Annotated in this window: 13 protein-coding genes and 1 riboswitch; of the genes, 9 read left to right on the top strand and 4 right to left on the bottom strand. The window is 69.0% G+C overall.

What is annotated here, in order from left to right; all coding sequences use genetic code 11:
• The coding region (locus tag QM624_RS08740) for a hypothetical protein (RefSeq protein ID WP_415090860.1) at positions 1–220 on the top strand (220 nt) is incomplete at its 5' end.
• Between the two features lie 15 nt (positions 221–235).
• On the opposite strand, the gene QM624_RS08735 is transcribed toward QM624_RS08740, so the two are convergent.
• Positions 236–2,206, bottom strand: coding sequence for an alpha/beta hydrolase family protein (locus QM624_RS08735; RefSeq protein WP_415090858.1), 1,971 nt, complete (start codon positions 2,204–2,206; stop codon positions 236–238).
• A gap of 387 nt (positions 2,207–2,593) precedes the next feature.
• Here QM624_RS08735 and QM624_RS08730 point away from each other — a divergent pair, with 387 nt between their 5' ends.
• Positions 2,594–4,105: an acetyl-CoA hydrolase/transferase family protein gene (locus QM624_RS08730; protein WP_415090856.1), complete on the top strand. Its 1,512-nt coding sequence runs from the start codon at positions 2,594–2,596 to the stop codon at positions 4,103–4,105.
• A gap of 141 nt (positions 4,106–4,246) precedes the next feature.
• Here the strand turns inward: QM624_RS08730 and QM624_RS08725 are convergent, their stop codons facing one another.
• A complete protein-coding gene (locus QM624_RS08725; RefSeq protein ID WP_415090854.1) occupies positions 4,247–4,894 on the bottom strand; it encodes an HAD family hydrolase in 648 nt (215 codons plus the stop codon).
• Positions 4,895–5,122: 228 nt separating this feature from the next.
• Between QM624_RS08725 and QM624_RS08720 the strand changes: the two genes are divergently transcribed.
• The 7 genes from QM624_RS08720 to metE all read left to right on the top strand — a co-directional run bounded on the left by QM624_RS08720 (position 5,123) and on the right by metE (position 14,897).
• Complete coding sequence (locus QM624_RS08720; RefSeq protein WP_415090852.1) at positions 5,123–5,728, top strand: TetR family transcriptional regulator; 606 nt, start codon at positions 5,123–5,125, stop codon at positions 5,726–5,728.
• A 48-nt stretch (positions 5,729–5,776) separates the two neighbouring features.
• Positions 5,777–6,625 carry a hypothetical protein gene (locus QM624_RS08715; protein WP_415090850.1) on the top strand — a complete coding sequence of 283 codons (849 nt, stop codon included), beginning with the start codon at positions 5,777–5,779 and terminating at the stop codon, positions 6,623–6,625.
• Between the two features lie 77 nt (positions 6,626–6,702).
• Positions 6,703–7,473 (top strand): DUF72 domain-containing protein, encoded by a 771-nt coding sequence (locus QM624_RS08710; RefSeq protein ID WP_415090848.1) that lies wholly within the window; start codon positions 6,703–6,705, stop codon positions 7,471–7,473.
• A 150-nt stretch (positions 7,474–7,623) separates the two neighbouring features.
• The gene (locus tag QM624_RS08705; protein WP_415090846.1) at positions 7,624–9,753 is read left to right on the top strand and encodes a catalase; all 2,130 of its coding nucleotides are present in this window, start codon (positions 7,624–7,626) and stop codon (positions 9,751–9,753) included.
• Between the two features lie 487 nt (positions 9,754–10,240).
• Entirely contained in the window at positions 10,241–11,677 is a 1,437-nt protein-coding gene (locus QM624_RS08700; RefSeq protein WP_415090844.1) for a cobyric acid synthase, read from the top strand.
• An 82-nt stretch (positions 11,678–11,759) separates the two neighbouring features.
• Entirely contained in the window at positions 11,760–12,251 is a 492-nt protein-coding gene (locus QM624_RS08695) for a precorrin-2 dehydrogenase/sirohydrochlorin ferrochelatase family protein (RefSeq protein WP_415090842.1), read from the top strand.
• Positions 12,252–12,345: 94 nt separating this feature from the next.
• Positions 12,346–12,515: riboswitch (cobalamin riboswitch) on the top strand.
• A gap of 84 nt (positions 12,516–12,599) precedes the next feature.
• Positions 12,600–14,897, top strand: coding sequence for a 5-methyltetrahydropteroyltriglutamate--homocysteine S-methyltransferase (metE, locus tag QM624_RS08690; RefSeq protein WP_415090840.1), 2,298 nt, complete (start codon positions 12,600–12,602; stop codon positions 14,895–14,897).
• Positions 14,898–15,023: 126 nt separating this feature from the next.
• Here metE and QM624_RS08685 read toward each other — a convergent pair whose 3' ends face one another.
• Positions 15,024–15,320, bottom strand: coding sequence for a DUF2249 domain-containing protein (locus QM624_RS08685; protein WP_415090838.1), 297 nt, complete (start codon positions 15,318–15,320; stop codon positions 15,024–15,026).
• Positions 15,321–15,444: 124 nt separating this feature from the next.
• Positions 15,445–16,271: multicopper oxidase domain-containing protein (locus tag QM624_RS08680; protein WP_415090836.1), on the bottom strand; the 827-nt coding region annotated here is incomplete at its 5' end.

Raw genomic sequence — 16,271 nt, 5'->3', positions numbered from 1 at the left:
GTTCTTCGGCTGGGGCACGATCGCCATCGGCACCGTGCTGGGCGGCCTGCTGGTCAACCTGGGTGAGGCCGTCCTGCCGCGCGATTGGGCGCTGCGGTCGGTGTTCCTGGTCGCCGGGGTGGCCCAGTTGGCGTTGCTCGGCTACGCCGCGAGCCGGATCAACACCGCCGAGATCCGGGCTGCGGAGAAGATCGCCGAATCTGAGCAAGCCGCGGGTTAGCGGCTACGGCCCTTGTCAGCCGGGCAGGGTGATGCCGAAGGTCCGGGCGTAGAACGCCAGCTCGGCCTCCAACGCGGCCTGGATCGTCTCCGCCCTACGGAAGCCGTGACCCTCGCCCTCGAAGACGATCAACTCGACGTCCAGGCCCTTCGCAGCGATCGCGGACGCCATCGTTTCAGCCTGGTTGGGCGGCACGACGGCGTCCTCGGCGCCCTGCAGGATCAGCATCGGGCAGTTCAGCGCGTCGACATGGTTGATCGGCGACCGCTCGGCGTACACGTCCGCAGCCTCGGGCCAGGGACCGACGAGTCCATCGAGGTAGCGTGCCTCGAACTTGTGGGTGTCGGACGCCAGCGCCGCGAGGTCGCCGATGCCGTAGCGGCTGCAGCCTGCGGCGAAGACGTCGGACGTGGTCAGCGCCCGCAGGGTGGTGTACCCGCCGGCGCTGCCGCCACGGATGGCGAGCCGGTGCCCGTCCACCCGACCCTGCTCGGCCAGAGCGTGGGCGCCGGCGACGCAGTCGGCCACGTCCAGGACGCCCCACTCGGCGCGCAGCCGGTCCCGATAGGCACGGCCGTAGCCGCTGCTGCCGCTGTAGTTCACGTCAAGGACGGCGAACCCGCGGGTGGTCCAGAACTGCACCGCCAGGCTGAAGCCGGCCGTGGAGAAGGCGGTCGGGCCGCCGTGGCTGATCACGATCAGCGGCGGGAGATCGGGCGCGATCTCGACCGACGGGTTCGTGGGCGGGTAGAACCAGCCGTGCACCTCACCGGCGGGACCCTGCCAGGTGACCGGCTCGGCGACGCTCACCCAGGCCGCGTCGAGGCTGCGCGGGGCTGCCGTGTCGACCGTTCGGACGCCGTCGGGGCTGAGTTCGATGATCGCGTCCGGGGCGTCGGGGAACTGGACCAGCGCCACCACGGTGTCACCGGCGGCGTCCAGGCTGTCGCAGTCGATCACGTCCGGCGCCAGGGCACTGTAGCCGTGGCCGGTCAGCAGCATCGGGGCGCTGCGGCCGTCGATCCGGGGACGCAGCACCACATCGCCGGCGCCGGTCAGTGCGAAGGGGCGGCGTCCGAACACCCAGAACGGTTCGACCAGGTCGGCGCCCGCCTCGGTGAGCTGGGTGAGGTGATCGGTAGGTGCTGTCGTCTGGGGCTCGGCAGGAGATCCCGGCGTTCGCCGGGATGACGTGGGGGCCGGCGGCGCGGTGGGCGCTGGCGACGCGGTGTGTCCGTCGCTCGCGTACAGCTCCCAGAAGCCGGAGCGGTCCGAGCAGAACAGCAACTCCGGTCCGCGCCACAGCGGGTGGACCGCGGACTCCCCCGGTCCGCCGGCGATGGTGCGGACGTCGTCCAGGACTGCCCCGGACGCCGACACTGCCAGCCGTCCGGTCCGGATCAGGCAGGCATCCCATGGCATGTCGGGGTGTCGCCACTCCATCCAGGCCAGGCGTCCGTCCCGGCTCAGCTCGGGGCAGGCGTAGAAGTCGGCGCCCTCGGCGATTACGGTTCCGCCGCCCTCGTTCGATCCGTCCAACCGCAGCACGACAAGGCTGTTCACCGGCTCGCCGGGCCCGGAATGGTCTTCGCGGACGGCGAGCACGATGCCCAACTCGGGCCACACCCGCAGGTCGGCGAAGCGCTGCCGCGAACCCTCGAGGGTCAGCGCGTGCGACCCGTCGGCATCCAGCCGCAGCAACTGCCCGGACGGGTCGGAACTGATCACCACCACGCCATTGCGGGCGTCCCAGGCCCCACCGCCGTATTCGTGCACCCGGGTCCGCACGCTCAGCCCCGGCGCCACCTCGGTCACCACACCGCCCCGCTCGCGCAGCAACGCGACCCGCCCCGCCTCGGCCGGACGGCCCTGCGTCCAGTAGAGGTCGGCGCCGTCATAGCGCGGTTCGCCGAGCCGGACGCCGCCGCTCGCCAGGTCGGCAGCCGAGATCGGGGACGGCCAGGAACCATGGGGCACGGTGGTCATGCCCCCCACCGTAGAGGCCCGAACCTGCCGTTCGCTTTGGTGGCGAGATCCCGGATCAAGTCCGGGATGACGGAGCCGGCTGTCCCGGGACGACCGACTCCCGCCGAAGAACTCTGCCCACGGAGATCCCGGATCAAGTCCGGGATGACGAGCACCCACCCCGGGATGACGAACCCCCAGCTCGCCATCCCGGCGAACGCCGGGATCTCGTGTCGACCCGACGACGCGGCAAAGTGGGCCGCAGTACGACTGAATCACCTAGTCATAGCGGCTTCTGATCAATCGCTGAGACATCGTCATTCGAGCGCTGGACCTCTTCACCAAAGCAGCCTCCGGGCACGCAGCTAACTACTATCGTGCGTAGTAGCAAACGTCTGGAGAGGCCCGATGTCCCGCGTCCTGAACAAGAAGCTACGCAAGAAGCTCACCACCGCTGCCGAGGCAGCCAAGCTGATCAAGCCCGGCACGAACGTCGGCATGAGCGGCTTCACCGGTGCCGGCTACCCGAAGGAGGTGCCGGGTGCGCTGGCGTCCGAGATGAAAGCTGCGCATGAGCGCGGCAAGGACTTCCAGATCGGCCTGTTCACCGGCGCCTCGACCGCCCCCGAGCTCGACGGCCTGCTCGCCGAGGTCGACGGCATCAGTTTCCGGACGCCGTACCAGTCCGACCCGATCATGCGCCGCAAGATCAACGAGGGGACGGCCGAGTACGCCGACATCCACCTGTCGCACCTGGCCCCGATGATCTGGGCCGGCAGCATGGGCAAGCTGCACACCGCCGTCGTCGAGGTGACCGCGATCAAAGAGGACGGCCTGCTGGTGCCGTCATCGTCGATCGGCAACAACAAGACGTTCCTCGACCGGGCCGAGCAGATCATTCTCGAGGTGAACTCGTGGCAGTCCGCCGACCTGGAGGGCATGCATGATATCTACTACGGCACCCGGCTGCCACCCGAGCGACAGCCGGTGATGCTCACCCACACCGGCGACCGGATCGGCCAGCGCAACTACCGCGTCGACCCCGACAAGGTGGTGGCCGTCATAGAAACGGACGCGGCCGACCGCAACACGCCGTTCAAACCCGCCGACGCCGACTCGAAGAAGATGGCTGGCTTCTACCTGGAGTTCCTCACCCACGAGGTGAAGCGCGGACGCCTGCCCAAGGATCTGCTGCCGCTGCAATCGGGCGTCGGCAATGTGGCGAACGCGGTGCTGGCCGGGTTGCTCGAAGGACCGTTCGACTACCTCACCTCGTACACCGAGGTGATTCAGGACGGCATGGTCGACCTGATCGATTCGGGCAAGATGGTCGTCGCCTCGGCCACTGCATTCTCACTGTCGCCCGAATATGCCGAGCGGATGAATGCGGAAGCCCGGCGTTATCGGGACAAGATCGTGCTGCGGCCGCAGGAGATTTCGAACCATCCCGAGATGATTCGGCGACTCGGCATCATCGCCTGCAACGGCATGATCGAGGCCGACATCTACGGCAACGTGAATTCCACCCACATCATGGGCTCACGCATGCAGAACGGCATCGGCGGCTCGGCGGACTTCACCCGCAACGCTTTCATCTCGGCGTTCGTCACCCCGTCGATCGCCAAGGGCGGTGCGATCTCGTGCATCGTGCCGATGGTCAGCCACCACGACCACACCGAACACGACGTCCAGGTGCTGATCACCGAACAGGGCCTGGCCGACCTGCGGGGCAAGTCCCCCAAGCAGCGGGCCCGGCTGATCATCGAGAACTGTGCGCATCCGAGCTACCGGCCGATGCTGCGGGAGTACTTCGAGCACGCCCAGAAGGTCTGCAACGGCATGCACACCCCGCACGATCTGCGGCAGTCGCTGAGCTGGCATCAGCGCTTCCTCGAGACCGGGACGATGCAGCCGGCCTGATCATCGGCCCTGGTCCGTGACACAACGTGGTGTCCGGCACCAGGGCCCTCCCTAACTATCTCTGCCCTCCCGTCGACGGGAGGGCAGAGATAGTTAGGGAGGGTTTTACCGGATCGGTCCGGGGTGGGCGGGCTCGGGGCGCTACAGGGCGAGCAGGGCCCGGAGTTCGGCGACGTCATGCACCACGGCGGTCGGTTCGATCGCGGTGAGTTCCTCGATGCTGGCGGCACCCCAGGTCACGCCGACGCTGCGCATGCCGGCGGCTTGGGCGGCCTGCATGTCGACCACGGCGTCCCCGACGTAGACGGCGTCGGCGGGATCGGCGTCCACTCGGCGCAGGGCGTGCAGCAGCGGTTCGGGTGACGGTTTGTGCGCGGTGGTGTCCTCTTCGGTGGCGAGCAGCGGGACGCGTCCGGTCAGGCCGACGCATTCCAGGCTCAGCAGAGCCGAGTCGTGGCGCTTCGAGGTGACCACCCCGAACGGCCGCTCCGCGGCGTGCAGTGCCTCGATCAGTTCAGCCACACCGTCGAACGGCCGCACGTAGGCGTGGTGGTTGGCGAGGTTCCATTCCAGGTAGTGGGCGGTCAGTTCGTCGGCGCGTCCGGGGGCGAGCCGGGTGAAGGTCTCGTTCAGTGACCGTCCGATCCACTCCTTGCATTGGTCGAACGTCGGTTCCCAGCCCAGCAGCTCCGAAACCGTGCGTTTGAAGGTCGCCACGATCAGCGGAACGGTGTCGGCGAGGGTGCCGTCGAGGTCGAACAGAACGGTGGAAGGAGGAGCGAAATTCACCGGTTCAGCGTAATGGCCCGGGCGTCCTCGGCCTGACACCGTCACTTCTCGGATACATTGGCCGGTCCAACTCGGCCCGCACATTCCTACCCTGAACCGCCGTCTCGCCCATTAGGGTGTTTTCAGCGGATAGCCCCGCCCAGTGATGAGTGGGGCCTCGGGGGGCCGAGCGTGACGGGCGGGCCACCGGTTTGCGACGACACGAACAGGGCACGACAAGGAGGAGCGATGGCTGACACCCCCGCCAAGCCACGCGGACGCCGACCCGGCGGCGCAGACACCCGAGGTGTCATCTGCCGAGCCGCACTCGCATTGTTCTCGAGCATCGGTTACGACAAAGTGTCGCTGCGGGCGATCGCCCGGGAGGCCGATGTCGACCCCGCGCTGATTCACCACTATTTCTCCAGCAAGTCCGATCTATTCGCCGAGGTCGTGCTCGATCTGCCGTTGGACGCCGAACGTCTGGTCGCCGATGTGCTGAGCGGCCCCCGCGACCGGATCGGTCCCGCCGCCGTCGCCGCGTTCCTCGCCGCCTACGACGCACCGGACGGCGCCCGGGAGCGGTTCACCGCGATGCTGCGCTGGGCCGTCGCACAGGATGTCACCCAGCGCCCGCTCAGCGAGTTCATGTCCAAGGAGGTGTTCGGGGCGATCGCCGAGAGGCTGGGCCACAGCGACTTCAAGCTGCGGGGCCAACTGGCGGTCAGCCTGGTGCTGGGCATGGCGCTGAGCCGCTACGTGCTGCCCGTGCCGACCCTGGCCAGCATCGAGGACCGGGTGATCATCGAGAGCCTCGGCCGGGCGATGCAACAACTCCTGGTCGAAGAGTGGTGAACTGCTGATTCGATGCCTCGGTAGGCTGGTCGCGGACTCAGGAGGACGATGAGCTGGCCAGCACCCACCGGAGAACCGGTGAACCCCAACCGGGGCCCCTCGGGCACGCCCGCACCCTTCCCCAACAGCTATCCCACCCCGCCGCAGATGCCCGGCGCCGGGACTGCTCCGGCGTTCGCACCGAACCAGGTGGCACCCGCCCCTGGTGTCGCGCCGGCATCCGCGCCATCCGGTGGTGCGCCGTCCGAGGCCACCTCCGGACCGGTCGCAGGTGGGCAGCTGGCGCCGAGCCAGCCAGGACACATCGACACCCTCGCTCCCCCGCCGCCGCAGGCCAGCGGGCTGGCGCCGCTCAGCACCCGCACCGGGCAACCGGTGCGTCCCTGGACGGTGTGGCTGTCGGCCGCTCTGCTGTTCGGCGGGGCGATCGTCGTCATCGTCGGCCTGCTGTTGGCGATGTGGGAGATGGCGTCCCCGTGGCAGCAGGTGGGCGAGAACGAGTGGAACAAGGTCGACAAGTTCAACGAGGCCACCTGGCTCACCGCACAGTTCCCGTCCGAGCCGGCCAGCGGCATGCGGGTGTTCTTCGCCATCGCGTGCTGTCTGCTCGCCGTGCTGGTCGCCGGTTCCGCGTCGGTGATCGGCTACTACGCGTTCGCCGGCTACCGGTGGACCCGGATCGGCGCGTTGGTCGCCCTCGGTGTCTCGCTGCTGTCGCTGTTGCTCACCCCGATCGCGGCGATCTCGATCGGTTTCGTCGCGCTGGGGGCGGCACCGTTGTGGTTGCCGGCCACTAGCCGGTTCTTCGCCCGTTGGCAGTTGGTCCGGCACCCCCAGATCAGTTACTCCGAGCCGATCGACCAGGTTTTCTACGGTCCGCTGCCCCGCTACCGCTAGGGCTTTTGCTGAGCTGACGGAGGGCTCGACCCTTGGGGGCGTACCGAAGCCATCGGACGCGGTCGAATACTGGGTGCGTGCCCTTTCCGTCTGCTGCGGCCGCGTCCGCCGCGCGTACGTGGATCGGGACGTCCGGCTGGACGTACGACAGCTGGCAGGGGCCGGTCTATCCGGATGGGCTGGCGGCCAGCCGCCGACTCGCGTTCTACGCCGAGCATTTCGACACGGTCGAGTTGAACGCGAGCTACTACCGCTGGCCCGCGGAGACCTCGTTCCGCTCATGGCGCCGTCGGCTGCCGGCAGGTTTCGCGTTCACCGTGAAGGCGCCGCGCGGACTGACCCACGCCAAGCGGCTGCATGAGCCCGAGGAGTGGCTGGCCAGGATCAAGCGGTCGCTGGCCCTGCTCGAGGACCGGTTCGGCGTCCTCCTGGTGCAGCTGCCGCCCGGCATGCCGCGCGACGATGCCCGGCTCGACTACTTCCTGCGGGTCGTGCCGGCGGGGATCCCCGTCGCGGTCGAGTTCCGTCATGACAGTTGGCATACCGAGGCGGTGTTCGAGCTGCTGGAGCGGCACGGTGCGGCGTATGTGGTGATGAGCGGAGCCGGGCTGCCGTGCACGCTGCGGGCCACCGCCGGCTTCGTCTACGTCCGATTCCATGGTCCCGACAATCAGCACCTGTACGGCGGACGCTATGACGACGCCGCGATGGCCTGGTGGGCGGACCGGATCGCCGAGTGGCGGACGTCCGGCCACACCGTCTTCGGCTACTTCAACAACGATGCGGACGGCAACGCCTTCCACAACGCGCGCACGCTGCAGCAGCTGCTGCGTGCGCGTGGGCACTGACTGCCGGCCTTTGGCGCAGATTCGCCCGGCCGGGTCGGTTCAGCCTCGCGCCGCCGGGGTACGCCTCGGGCATGACGACATTCAACGACCAGCACCGCGGTGTTCCGCCGCGTCAGCACCTGCTCGATCGCTCACCAAGCGGGCACCGCCATGTCTGGTGAGCGCGTCAACGGTGGCGGCCGCATCAACGGAGATGACCGCGCCAATGGTGCCCCGAGCCCGCTGGACGCCGCCGCGAGCGGCGTCCGGAACGCCCCACGGCAGCACGGCGGCCGGCTGACCACCTCGACCGGCGCCCGGCTGGGCGACACCGACCATTCGCTGAAGGCGGGCCCGCGCGGCCCGATCTTGCTCGCCGATCATCACTTGCGCGAGAAGATCACCCATTTCGACCATGAGCGGATCCCGGAACGGGTGGTGCATGCCCGCGGTGCGGCCGCCCACGGCGTGTTCATCGCCAATGGCGCGGCAGAGCGCATCTGCCGTGCTGATTTCCTCCGCCGTCATGTGCAGACGCCGGTCTTCGTCCGGTTCTCCACCGTGCTGGGTTCCCGCGGTTCAGCCGACACCGCCCGTGACACCCGGGGATTCGCGGTGAAGTTCTACACCCGGCAAGGGAATTACGATCTGGTCGGCAACAACATTCCGGTCTTCTTCATTCAGGACGGGATCAAGTTCCCCGATGTGATCCATGCCGGAAAGCCACACCCGGATCGGGAGATCCCGCAGGCCCAGTCGGCCCACGACACGTTCTGGGATTTCGTTTCGCTGCACACCGAGGCGCAGCATCACACGATCTGGAATATGTCCGATCGGGGCATCCCGCGTTCGTACCGAATGATGGAGGGGTTCGGGGTCCACACCTTCCGGATGGTCGACGACTCCGGCAACACCAGCCTGGTGAAGTTCCACTGGAAGCCGCTGCTCGGCGTCCACGGCATGACCTGGGAGGAGGCCCAGTTGCTGGCCGGTGCCGATCCCGACTTCCATCGTCGCGACCTGGCCGACGCGATCGATACCGGCAACTTCCCGGCGTGGGATCTGGGCGTCCAGGTGATGCCGGACAGCGAGGACGAGATGTTCGAGGGCATTGATCTGCTCGACCCGACCAAACTGGTGCCCGAAGAACTGTGCCCGGTGAAGGTGATCGGCACGCTCACGCTAACCGGGAATCCCACCAACTATTTCGCCGAAACCGAACAGGTGGCGTTCCACGTCGGCCAATTGGTGCCCGGAATCGACGTCACCAACGATCCGCTGCTGCAGGTCCGGCTGTTCAGTTATGTCGACACCCAACTGACCCGGCTGGGCGGACCGAATTTCAACCAGTTGCCGATCAATCGCCCGAATGCACCGGTCGATGATCTGCTGCGCGACGGTATGCATCAGCAGAATGTGCACACCGGTATCGCTCCCTATCTGCCGAATTCCTTGGACGGCGGCTGCCCGTTCCGCGTCGCCGAGGATGCGGTCATCGACGTGCCGCAACAACTGCCGGCCAGCCGGCGGGTGCGGGCGAATCCGGTCTCGTTCGCCGATCATCACAGTCAGCCCGGATTGTTCTTCCGGTCGTTGACCCCGGTCGAACGCGACCATGTGATCGCCGCTTACACCTTCGAGTTGGGCCACTGCAACGACGTCGAGGTGCGTCGCCGGCAGGTGGAGCAACTGGCACTCATCGACACCCAGTTGGCCGCAGCGGTCGCCGCCGGGCTCGGCCTGCCGATGCCCGAGGACGCTCCCGATTCGATCGACTCCGATGCGGTCTCCCCCGCGCTGTCGATGATCGCCGGCGAATGGCCGACGACCGGCCGGACGGTGGGGGTAATCGCAGGCGACGACGGCGCCGGCCTGCGGGACGCTCTGGCCGTGTTGCATACAGCCGGGCTACGGCCGCTGCTGATCGCCCCCATCGCGGGAACGCTCGCCGGAGAGCAGGTGGATCACAGTTACGCCGCCGCGGTGAGTGCCGAGCTGGACGCCGTTCTGCTCTGTTGGCCCGCGCCGCCGGCACCCGATGCTCGACCCAGCCTGGACGCCAAGGCCGACGGTTCGGCTGCCTCGACCGACCCCCGGGTGCGGACCCTGCTCGAACAGGCCTGGCGGCATGCCAAGCCGATCGCTGCACTTCCCGAGGCCAGCACGGTGCTGGACGACGTCGGGATCGACCCGGCCGGTGTGGGCGTGCTCGTCGGCGACCCGGCGACGGTGGCGTCCGGACTGTCGGAGCTACTCGCCCGGCATCGGGTCTGGGAACGGTTCGAGCCAGCCTCCAGCTGAGCGTGCTCGCGCCGATTGCCGTCGGTCGAGCTTGTCGAGACCCTGGATTCCCGGGCATTGGAGGGGTTTCGACAGGCTCAACCAGCGGTGGTTGCTTCGATCGTCGGTCATTGCGTTCCCTCGTCGGTCGAGCTTGTCGAGACCCCGCCCAGCGCGCCCTCCGTCATCCCGGCGAACGCCGGGATCTCCGTCCCGGGTGTGTGCTGGTGAGATCCCGGGGCAAGCCCGGGATGACGGTTGACCGGCCACGGATGGCGGGCTGGCGGGCCGGGAATGACGGGGTCGGATGCAAACGGCGGCAGCGGTTTCGGCAAGCTCAACCAGCGATGGGGCCTGGGCACCGTTCCGCTGGTGGTTCGCGAGGCGGTTCCGTTAGCCTCCGAGCGGTGGACGAGCTGCGGCGAACGGTGCCTGCCGGGCGGCCGGGTCTGGCGGGATCGCTGACCGGCCGACGGGCAGGGTCGACGTCCGGATCAGGAGGTGTTGGGTGAGCGGCCTGCTGATCGCCGGCACCAGTTCGGACGCCGGGAAATCGCTGATCACCACCGGGTTGTGCCGCAGCCTGCACCGGCGTGGGCTCGCGGTCGCACCGTTCAAGGCGCAGAACATGTCGAACAACTCGATGGTCTGCCCGGACGGCTCCGAGATCGGACGCGCCCAGTACCTGCAGGCACAGGCCGCCCGGGTTGAGGCCACCTCGGCGATGAACCCGGTGCTGCTCAAACCCGGCACCGATCGGCGGTCGTTCATCGTGCTGCGCGGTGAACCCGCCGGAACCCTGGAGGCCGGCGAGTACGCCACCGGACGCACCCGGCTGGCTGAGGCTGCTTTCGCCGCCTATGCCGAGTTGGCGGCCGGCTACGACGTGGTGCTGTGCGAAGGTGCGGGCTCCCCGGCGGAGATCAACCTGCGCGCCGGCGACTATGTGAACTTCGGTTTGGCAAGGCGCTTCGATATGCCGGTGGTGCTCTGCGGGGACATCGACCGGGGTGGTGTGCTGGCCGCGATCTTCGGTACCTGGGCGATCGTCGACGACGCCGATCGGTCGCTGCTCGCCGGGTATCTGATCAACAAATTCCGTGGTGACCAGTCGGTGCTCGATCCCGGTCTGGACGAACTGACCCGGCGCACCGGGTTGCCCTGTCACGGGGTGCTGCCCTGGCTGCCCGAGGTGTGGTTGGACAGCGAGGACGCGCTCGCGTTTGCCCGCTGGCCGCGGCTGGCCGGGGCGTCCGGCACGCTGCGGGTCGCGGCGATCCGATTCCCGCGGGTCTCCAACGCCACCGATCTGGACGCCCTGGCCGCCGAGCCGGGCATCCGGGTGACCGTGACGGCCTCGGCCGCCGACGTCCTCGAGGCCGATCTGGTGGTGCTGCCCGGCACCCGCTCCACGCTGGCCGATCTGGCCTGGCTGCGGGAGCGCGGGCTTGCCAACGCTCTGGCGACGCGGGCCCGGCAGGGCCGTCCGGTGCTGGGTATCTGTGGCGGGTACCAGATGCTGGCGGCGATGATCGACGACCCGGTGGAGTCGGCGCGCGGGCCCGAACCCGGGCTGGGACTGCTACCTGCACGGGTGCGGTTCGGCGCTGACAAGGTGCTGGGCCGTCCGCAGGGATCGTGGCGCGGGCATGATGTGGAGGCCTACGAGATCCATCACGGGGTGGTGCAGGCCGACGGCGGCGAGCCGTTCCTGGACGGCATCCGGCACGGCAGCGTGTGGGGCACGATCTGGCACGGGACCTTCGAGAACGACGACTTCCGGCGGGCCTGGCTGAGCGAGGTCGCCGCGGCGTCCGGATCGTCGTGGACACCGACGCCGGGCGCACTCGGTTTTCGGGAGCGACGCGAACGCATGCTGGACGGCCTGGCCGATGCGATCGAGCAGCATCTCGAGGTGGACGCCCTGCTCGGACTCATCCGCTGACCGCGTAGTACCGTCAGTACACGCTCGCTCCGCTGCCGTTCCTGGCGCGACGGCCATGGGTCCCGATGACGAGGAGAACCGGATGAATCAATCGTCCAGCGGTCAGGTCGGCTCGGGTTCACCCACCTATCTGGCGGGCCTGTTGCTGCACGGACGCCGTGTCATCGTGGTCGGCGGTGGCAAGGTCGCCCGGCGTCGCGTCCCGAAACTGCTGGCAGCGGGGGCCCGGGTCGAGCTGATCTCACCCGAGGTGGACGCCGCGTTGCGTTCGCTGGCCGACTCGGGCGGCCTGGTCTGGCAGGCCCGCGAGTTCACGGCGTCCGACCTGGACGGCGCCTGGTACGTGCTGGCGGCCACCGATTCGGCCGAGGTCAACGCTGCGGTGACGGCCGAGGCCGAGCAGCGGCACACCTTCTGCGTGCGCGCCGACCACGCCGACGCCGGTTCGGCCTGGACGCCGGCCACCGGCGAGACGTCCGGAGTGACGGTGGCGGTGATCACCAGCCACGACCCGCTGCGTGCCCGCCGGATCCGCGACCGCCTGGTCGAGGTGGTCGTCGAGGAAGAGCTGTAGGGCTCGATGTCCCGGCTTCGGCCGGGATGACGAGTGTCTTCCGCCGCATGCTGGACGACGCCTGGCCGCGCTTGTGCCGTCCGGGCTGGCCGTGGTTCGATCGAGCGGTCGCAGTGTTCGGGAACCCGGTGCGAATCCGGGGCTGTCCTCGCAACTGTGAGTGGAGAGCCGACCTCTCATCGATGCCACTGGAGTGATCCGGGAAGGCGGGAGTCGGCGGTCGATCCACGAGCCAGGAGACCGGCTGCGGCGCTTTGTCCGCAACGCCCCACGATGGATGGGGCCTCGAAAGGAAACGGCTATGCCCGCACACGATTCGTCGACCCCTGCCCTGACGAGGGCCGACGCATGACCACCACCGCGAACCTCGGATTCCCCCGCATCGGGCGCGACCGCGAACTCAAATGGGCGCTGGAGAAGCACTGGCGCGGCGAACTCGACGCCGCCGGCCTCGCCGACGTGGCTGCCCGGCTGCGCGCCACCCACTGGCAACTGCAACGGTCCAAGGGGATCGAGCACATTCCCAGCGGCGACTTCTCCTACTACGACCAGGTGCTGGACACCGCGGTCACCCTGGGTGCCGTCCCGGAGCGCTTCGGCGCGCCGTTCGACCTCGCCGGTTCGGACTCCGACGCGCTCGGCAGCTACTTCACCATGGCCCGGGGCGGCAACGGCGTGCCGGCCCTGGAGCTGACCAAATGGCTCGACACCAACTACCACTACCTGGTCCCCGAACTGGCCGCTGACCAGGCGTTTCGCTACTCGTCGAAGGCGACCGCCGCGCAGGTTCGTGAGGCGCTCGCGCTCGGCATTGCGACCCGTCCGGTGGTGATCGGTCCGCTCACCTTCCTGCGGCTGGCCAAGCGCACCGACGGCGGCGACACCATCGAGTTGCTGGACGCGATCCTGCCGGCCTACACCGACTGGCTGACCGATCTGGTGGCGTCCGGCGCGACCGAGATCCAGCTGGACGAGCCCGCGCTGGTGCTCGACCTGTCGCCGGCCGAGATCGATGGCTACCGCGCCGCCTACGCCCGGCTGCGGGACGCCGTCCCCGCCGCGAAGTTGACCCTGGCTACCTATTTCGGTGGCCTGGGCGACAACCTGGAGCTGGCCGTCGGGCTGCCGGTCGACGTGCTGCATGTCGACCTGGTCCGCGACCGGGATCAGCTGGACGCCGTGGTCGCCGCCGCGCCGGCCTCGCTGGGCCTGTCGCTGGGTGTGGTGGACGGCCGCAACGTGTGGCGCACCGACCTGACCGCGGTCTACGAGCGGCTGCTGCCGGTCGTCCGCGAGGCGGGGTCGGAGCGCGTCCAGCTGGCCCCGTCCTGCTCGCTGCTGCACCTGCCGGTCGATCTGGCTTCAGAGACCGGTGACGACGCCGAACTGGCCTCCTGGCTGGCCTTCGCCACCCAGCGGTTGGACGAGGTGGCGCTGCTCGCCGGCGCACTGAACGGCGACGCGGACGCGCTGGCCGGCCTGGCCGAGAGCACTGCCGTGTTGGCCGCCCGCCGCACCTCGCCGCGGGTGCTGCAGCCGGCGGTTCAGGAGCGGCTGGCCGCCATAACCCCGGACTGGTCGCGCCGTGCCGCCGCCTACCCGCAGCGGGCCGTCGTCCAGCATGCCCGGCTGGGGCTGCCGCTGCTGCCGAGCACCACGATCGGGTCGTTCCCGCAGACCGCCGAGGTGCGTCGGCTGCGTGCCGCGCACCGTCGAGGCGAGGTGGACGCCGAGGCGTACCGGGCCGGTTTGGAAGAGTTCACCGTGGCCTGCATTCGCAAGCAGGAGGAGCTCGGCGTCGACGTGCTGGTGCACGGCGAGTTCGAGCGCACCGACATGGTGGAGCATTTCGGGCTGAAGTTGGACGGCTTCACCACCACCTCGCACGGCTGGGTGCAGAGCTACGGCTCGCGCTGCGTGAAGCCGCCGGTGCTGTTCGGCGACGTGGCCCGTCCCGAGCCGATGACCGCCGATTGGGCCCGGTTCGCCGCGGCGCAGACCGACCGGCCGATGAAGGGCATGCTGACCGGTCCGATCACGATCCTGCAGTGGTCGTTCGTCCGCGACGACCAGCCCGAGTCGGCGACCGCCCGGCAGGTGGCGCTGGCGCTGCGCGACGAGGTGGTCGATCTCGAAGCGGCCGGGCTGCCGATCGTCCAGGTCGACGAGCCGGCGCTGCGCGAGGGCCTGCCGCTGCGTCGCCGGGACTGGGCGGCGTACCTGGATTGGGCGACCGAGGCGTTCCGGCTGTCGGTCAGCGGCGTCCGCAACGACACCCAGATCCACACCCACATGTGCTACGCCGAGTTCGGTGACGTGATGGACGCGATCATCGCCCTGGATGCCGACGTGATCTCGATGGAGGCGTCCCGGTCCGGCGGCGAGGTGGTGGCCGAACTGGCCGAGGCCGGCTACCCGAACGAAGTCGGCCCGGGCGTGTGGGACATCCATTCGCCACGGGTGCCGAGCGCCGACGAGGTGGATACCCTGCTCGACGCGTCCCTGGCGGTGCTGCCCGCCGAGCGGCTCTGGGTGAACCCGGACTGCGGACTGAAGACCCGCGGCTGGCCCGAGGTCGAGGCCTCCCTGGCCGAACTGGTCGCCGGTGCCGCCCGAGCCCGCGCCCGCCTGGTCGCCCAGGCCTAACCACCCTGGCCTGGCCCACCCGCACTAGGGCCCTCCCTAACTAGTTCCGCCCTCCCGCATGCGGGAGGGCGGAACTAGTTAGGGAGGGCTTTGTCGGGTCGGGGGCTGGCGCCTGCGAAGTAGGCGTCAGACGGTGACGGACTCGGGCTTGCGGGTGATCCGGAGGTGCCACTCCCCGGGCTCCTCGACCAGGTACTGGACGTCGATCCGGGCACGCTCGGCGAGCTGGCCGAGCAGCGGGAGCGGGTTGTGCGGGGCGATCAGCACCAGCGCCTGGCCGGGGGCGATCGCGTCGAAGGCGCCGAACACGGTGGCGTGCCGGATCGCGTGCGGAATCGGCCGGACGTCGAGCACCGGCGCCTCGGCGTCATGGCCGCCGCAGCCGCAGCCGCCGGCGGTCTTGATCTCGATGTTGTTGGTCATCGTTCCTCCTTGTGGTGGTGGTTTCTGGGCTGGTTCATGGGTTTCGACAAGCTCAACCAGCGGTGGTGGGTGCGACATGCTGGTTTCGACAAGCTCAACCAACGGGGTGACGGGGAAGACATGCTCAGCCACCGGTGACGTGGACGAAGCCGTGGGCGCCGCGTTCGGCGTCCGACATGACGTGGCTGACCAGCGCGTAGTTGCCGGCTTCGGGGAAGACGGTTTCGACGAAACCGCCCTGGGCGGGCTGCAGGGCGAGCGCCTGCGATCCGCCACCCCGGTCGCCGAACGCGTCCCGTCCGCGTTTGAGCAGGTAGCTGCCCTCGCTGAACACGGTGTCGAACTGGGCGCCGACGATGTGGAAGCTGCTTGGCCGGTTGGGCCCGACGTCCAGCACCCAGAACCGGACCCGCTCCCCCACCCGGGCAGCGAGTCGGTGCTGGTCGTAGCCGTTGGCGACGCCGTTGAAGGTGACGTAGTCGGGGTTGCGCGAACCGACCGCGTCGGCGTCCACCTCGGTCGCCGCCTCGGGTGTGGTCGCCCGATCGGTCAGGTACGCCTCGGACTGCACCAGCACGTACGAGCGGTCGACCTTCGGCAGTCCTTCGGGTTCGATCACCACCGCGCCAGCCATTCCGGCGGCGATGTGCGCGCTCATCGGATGCGTCGAGCAGTGGTACATCCACACGCCGGCCTTGGTCGCGGTGAATCGGTAGGTCAACCGTTCGCCGGGCTCGATGGTGCGCATCGGACGGTCCGGCGCCAGCGAGCCGGCGTGGAAGTCGATCGAATGCCCCATCGAGCCGTCGTTGACCAGGGTGATGTCGAACACGTCGCCGACCCGGCCGTGCAGCGTCGGACCGATCGGACGTCCGTTGTAGGTCCAGCGCCGCTGCCAGATGCCGGGCGCGACCTGTAGCGGCACCTCGGTCATGGTGAGCGTCAACCGGT

This window comes from Micropruina sp. (assembly GCF_047606365.1).
GTDB lineage: Bacteria > Actinomycetota > Actinomycetes > Propionibacteriales > Propionibacteriaceae > Micropruina.
This window is presented reverse-complemented; position numbering and strand designations above follow the sequence as displayed.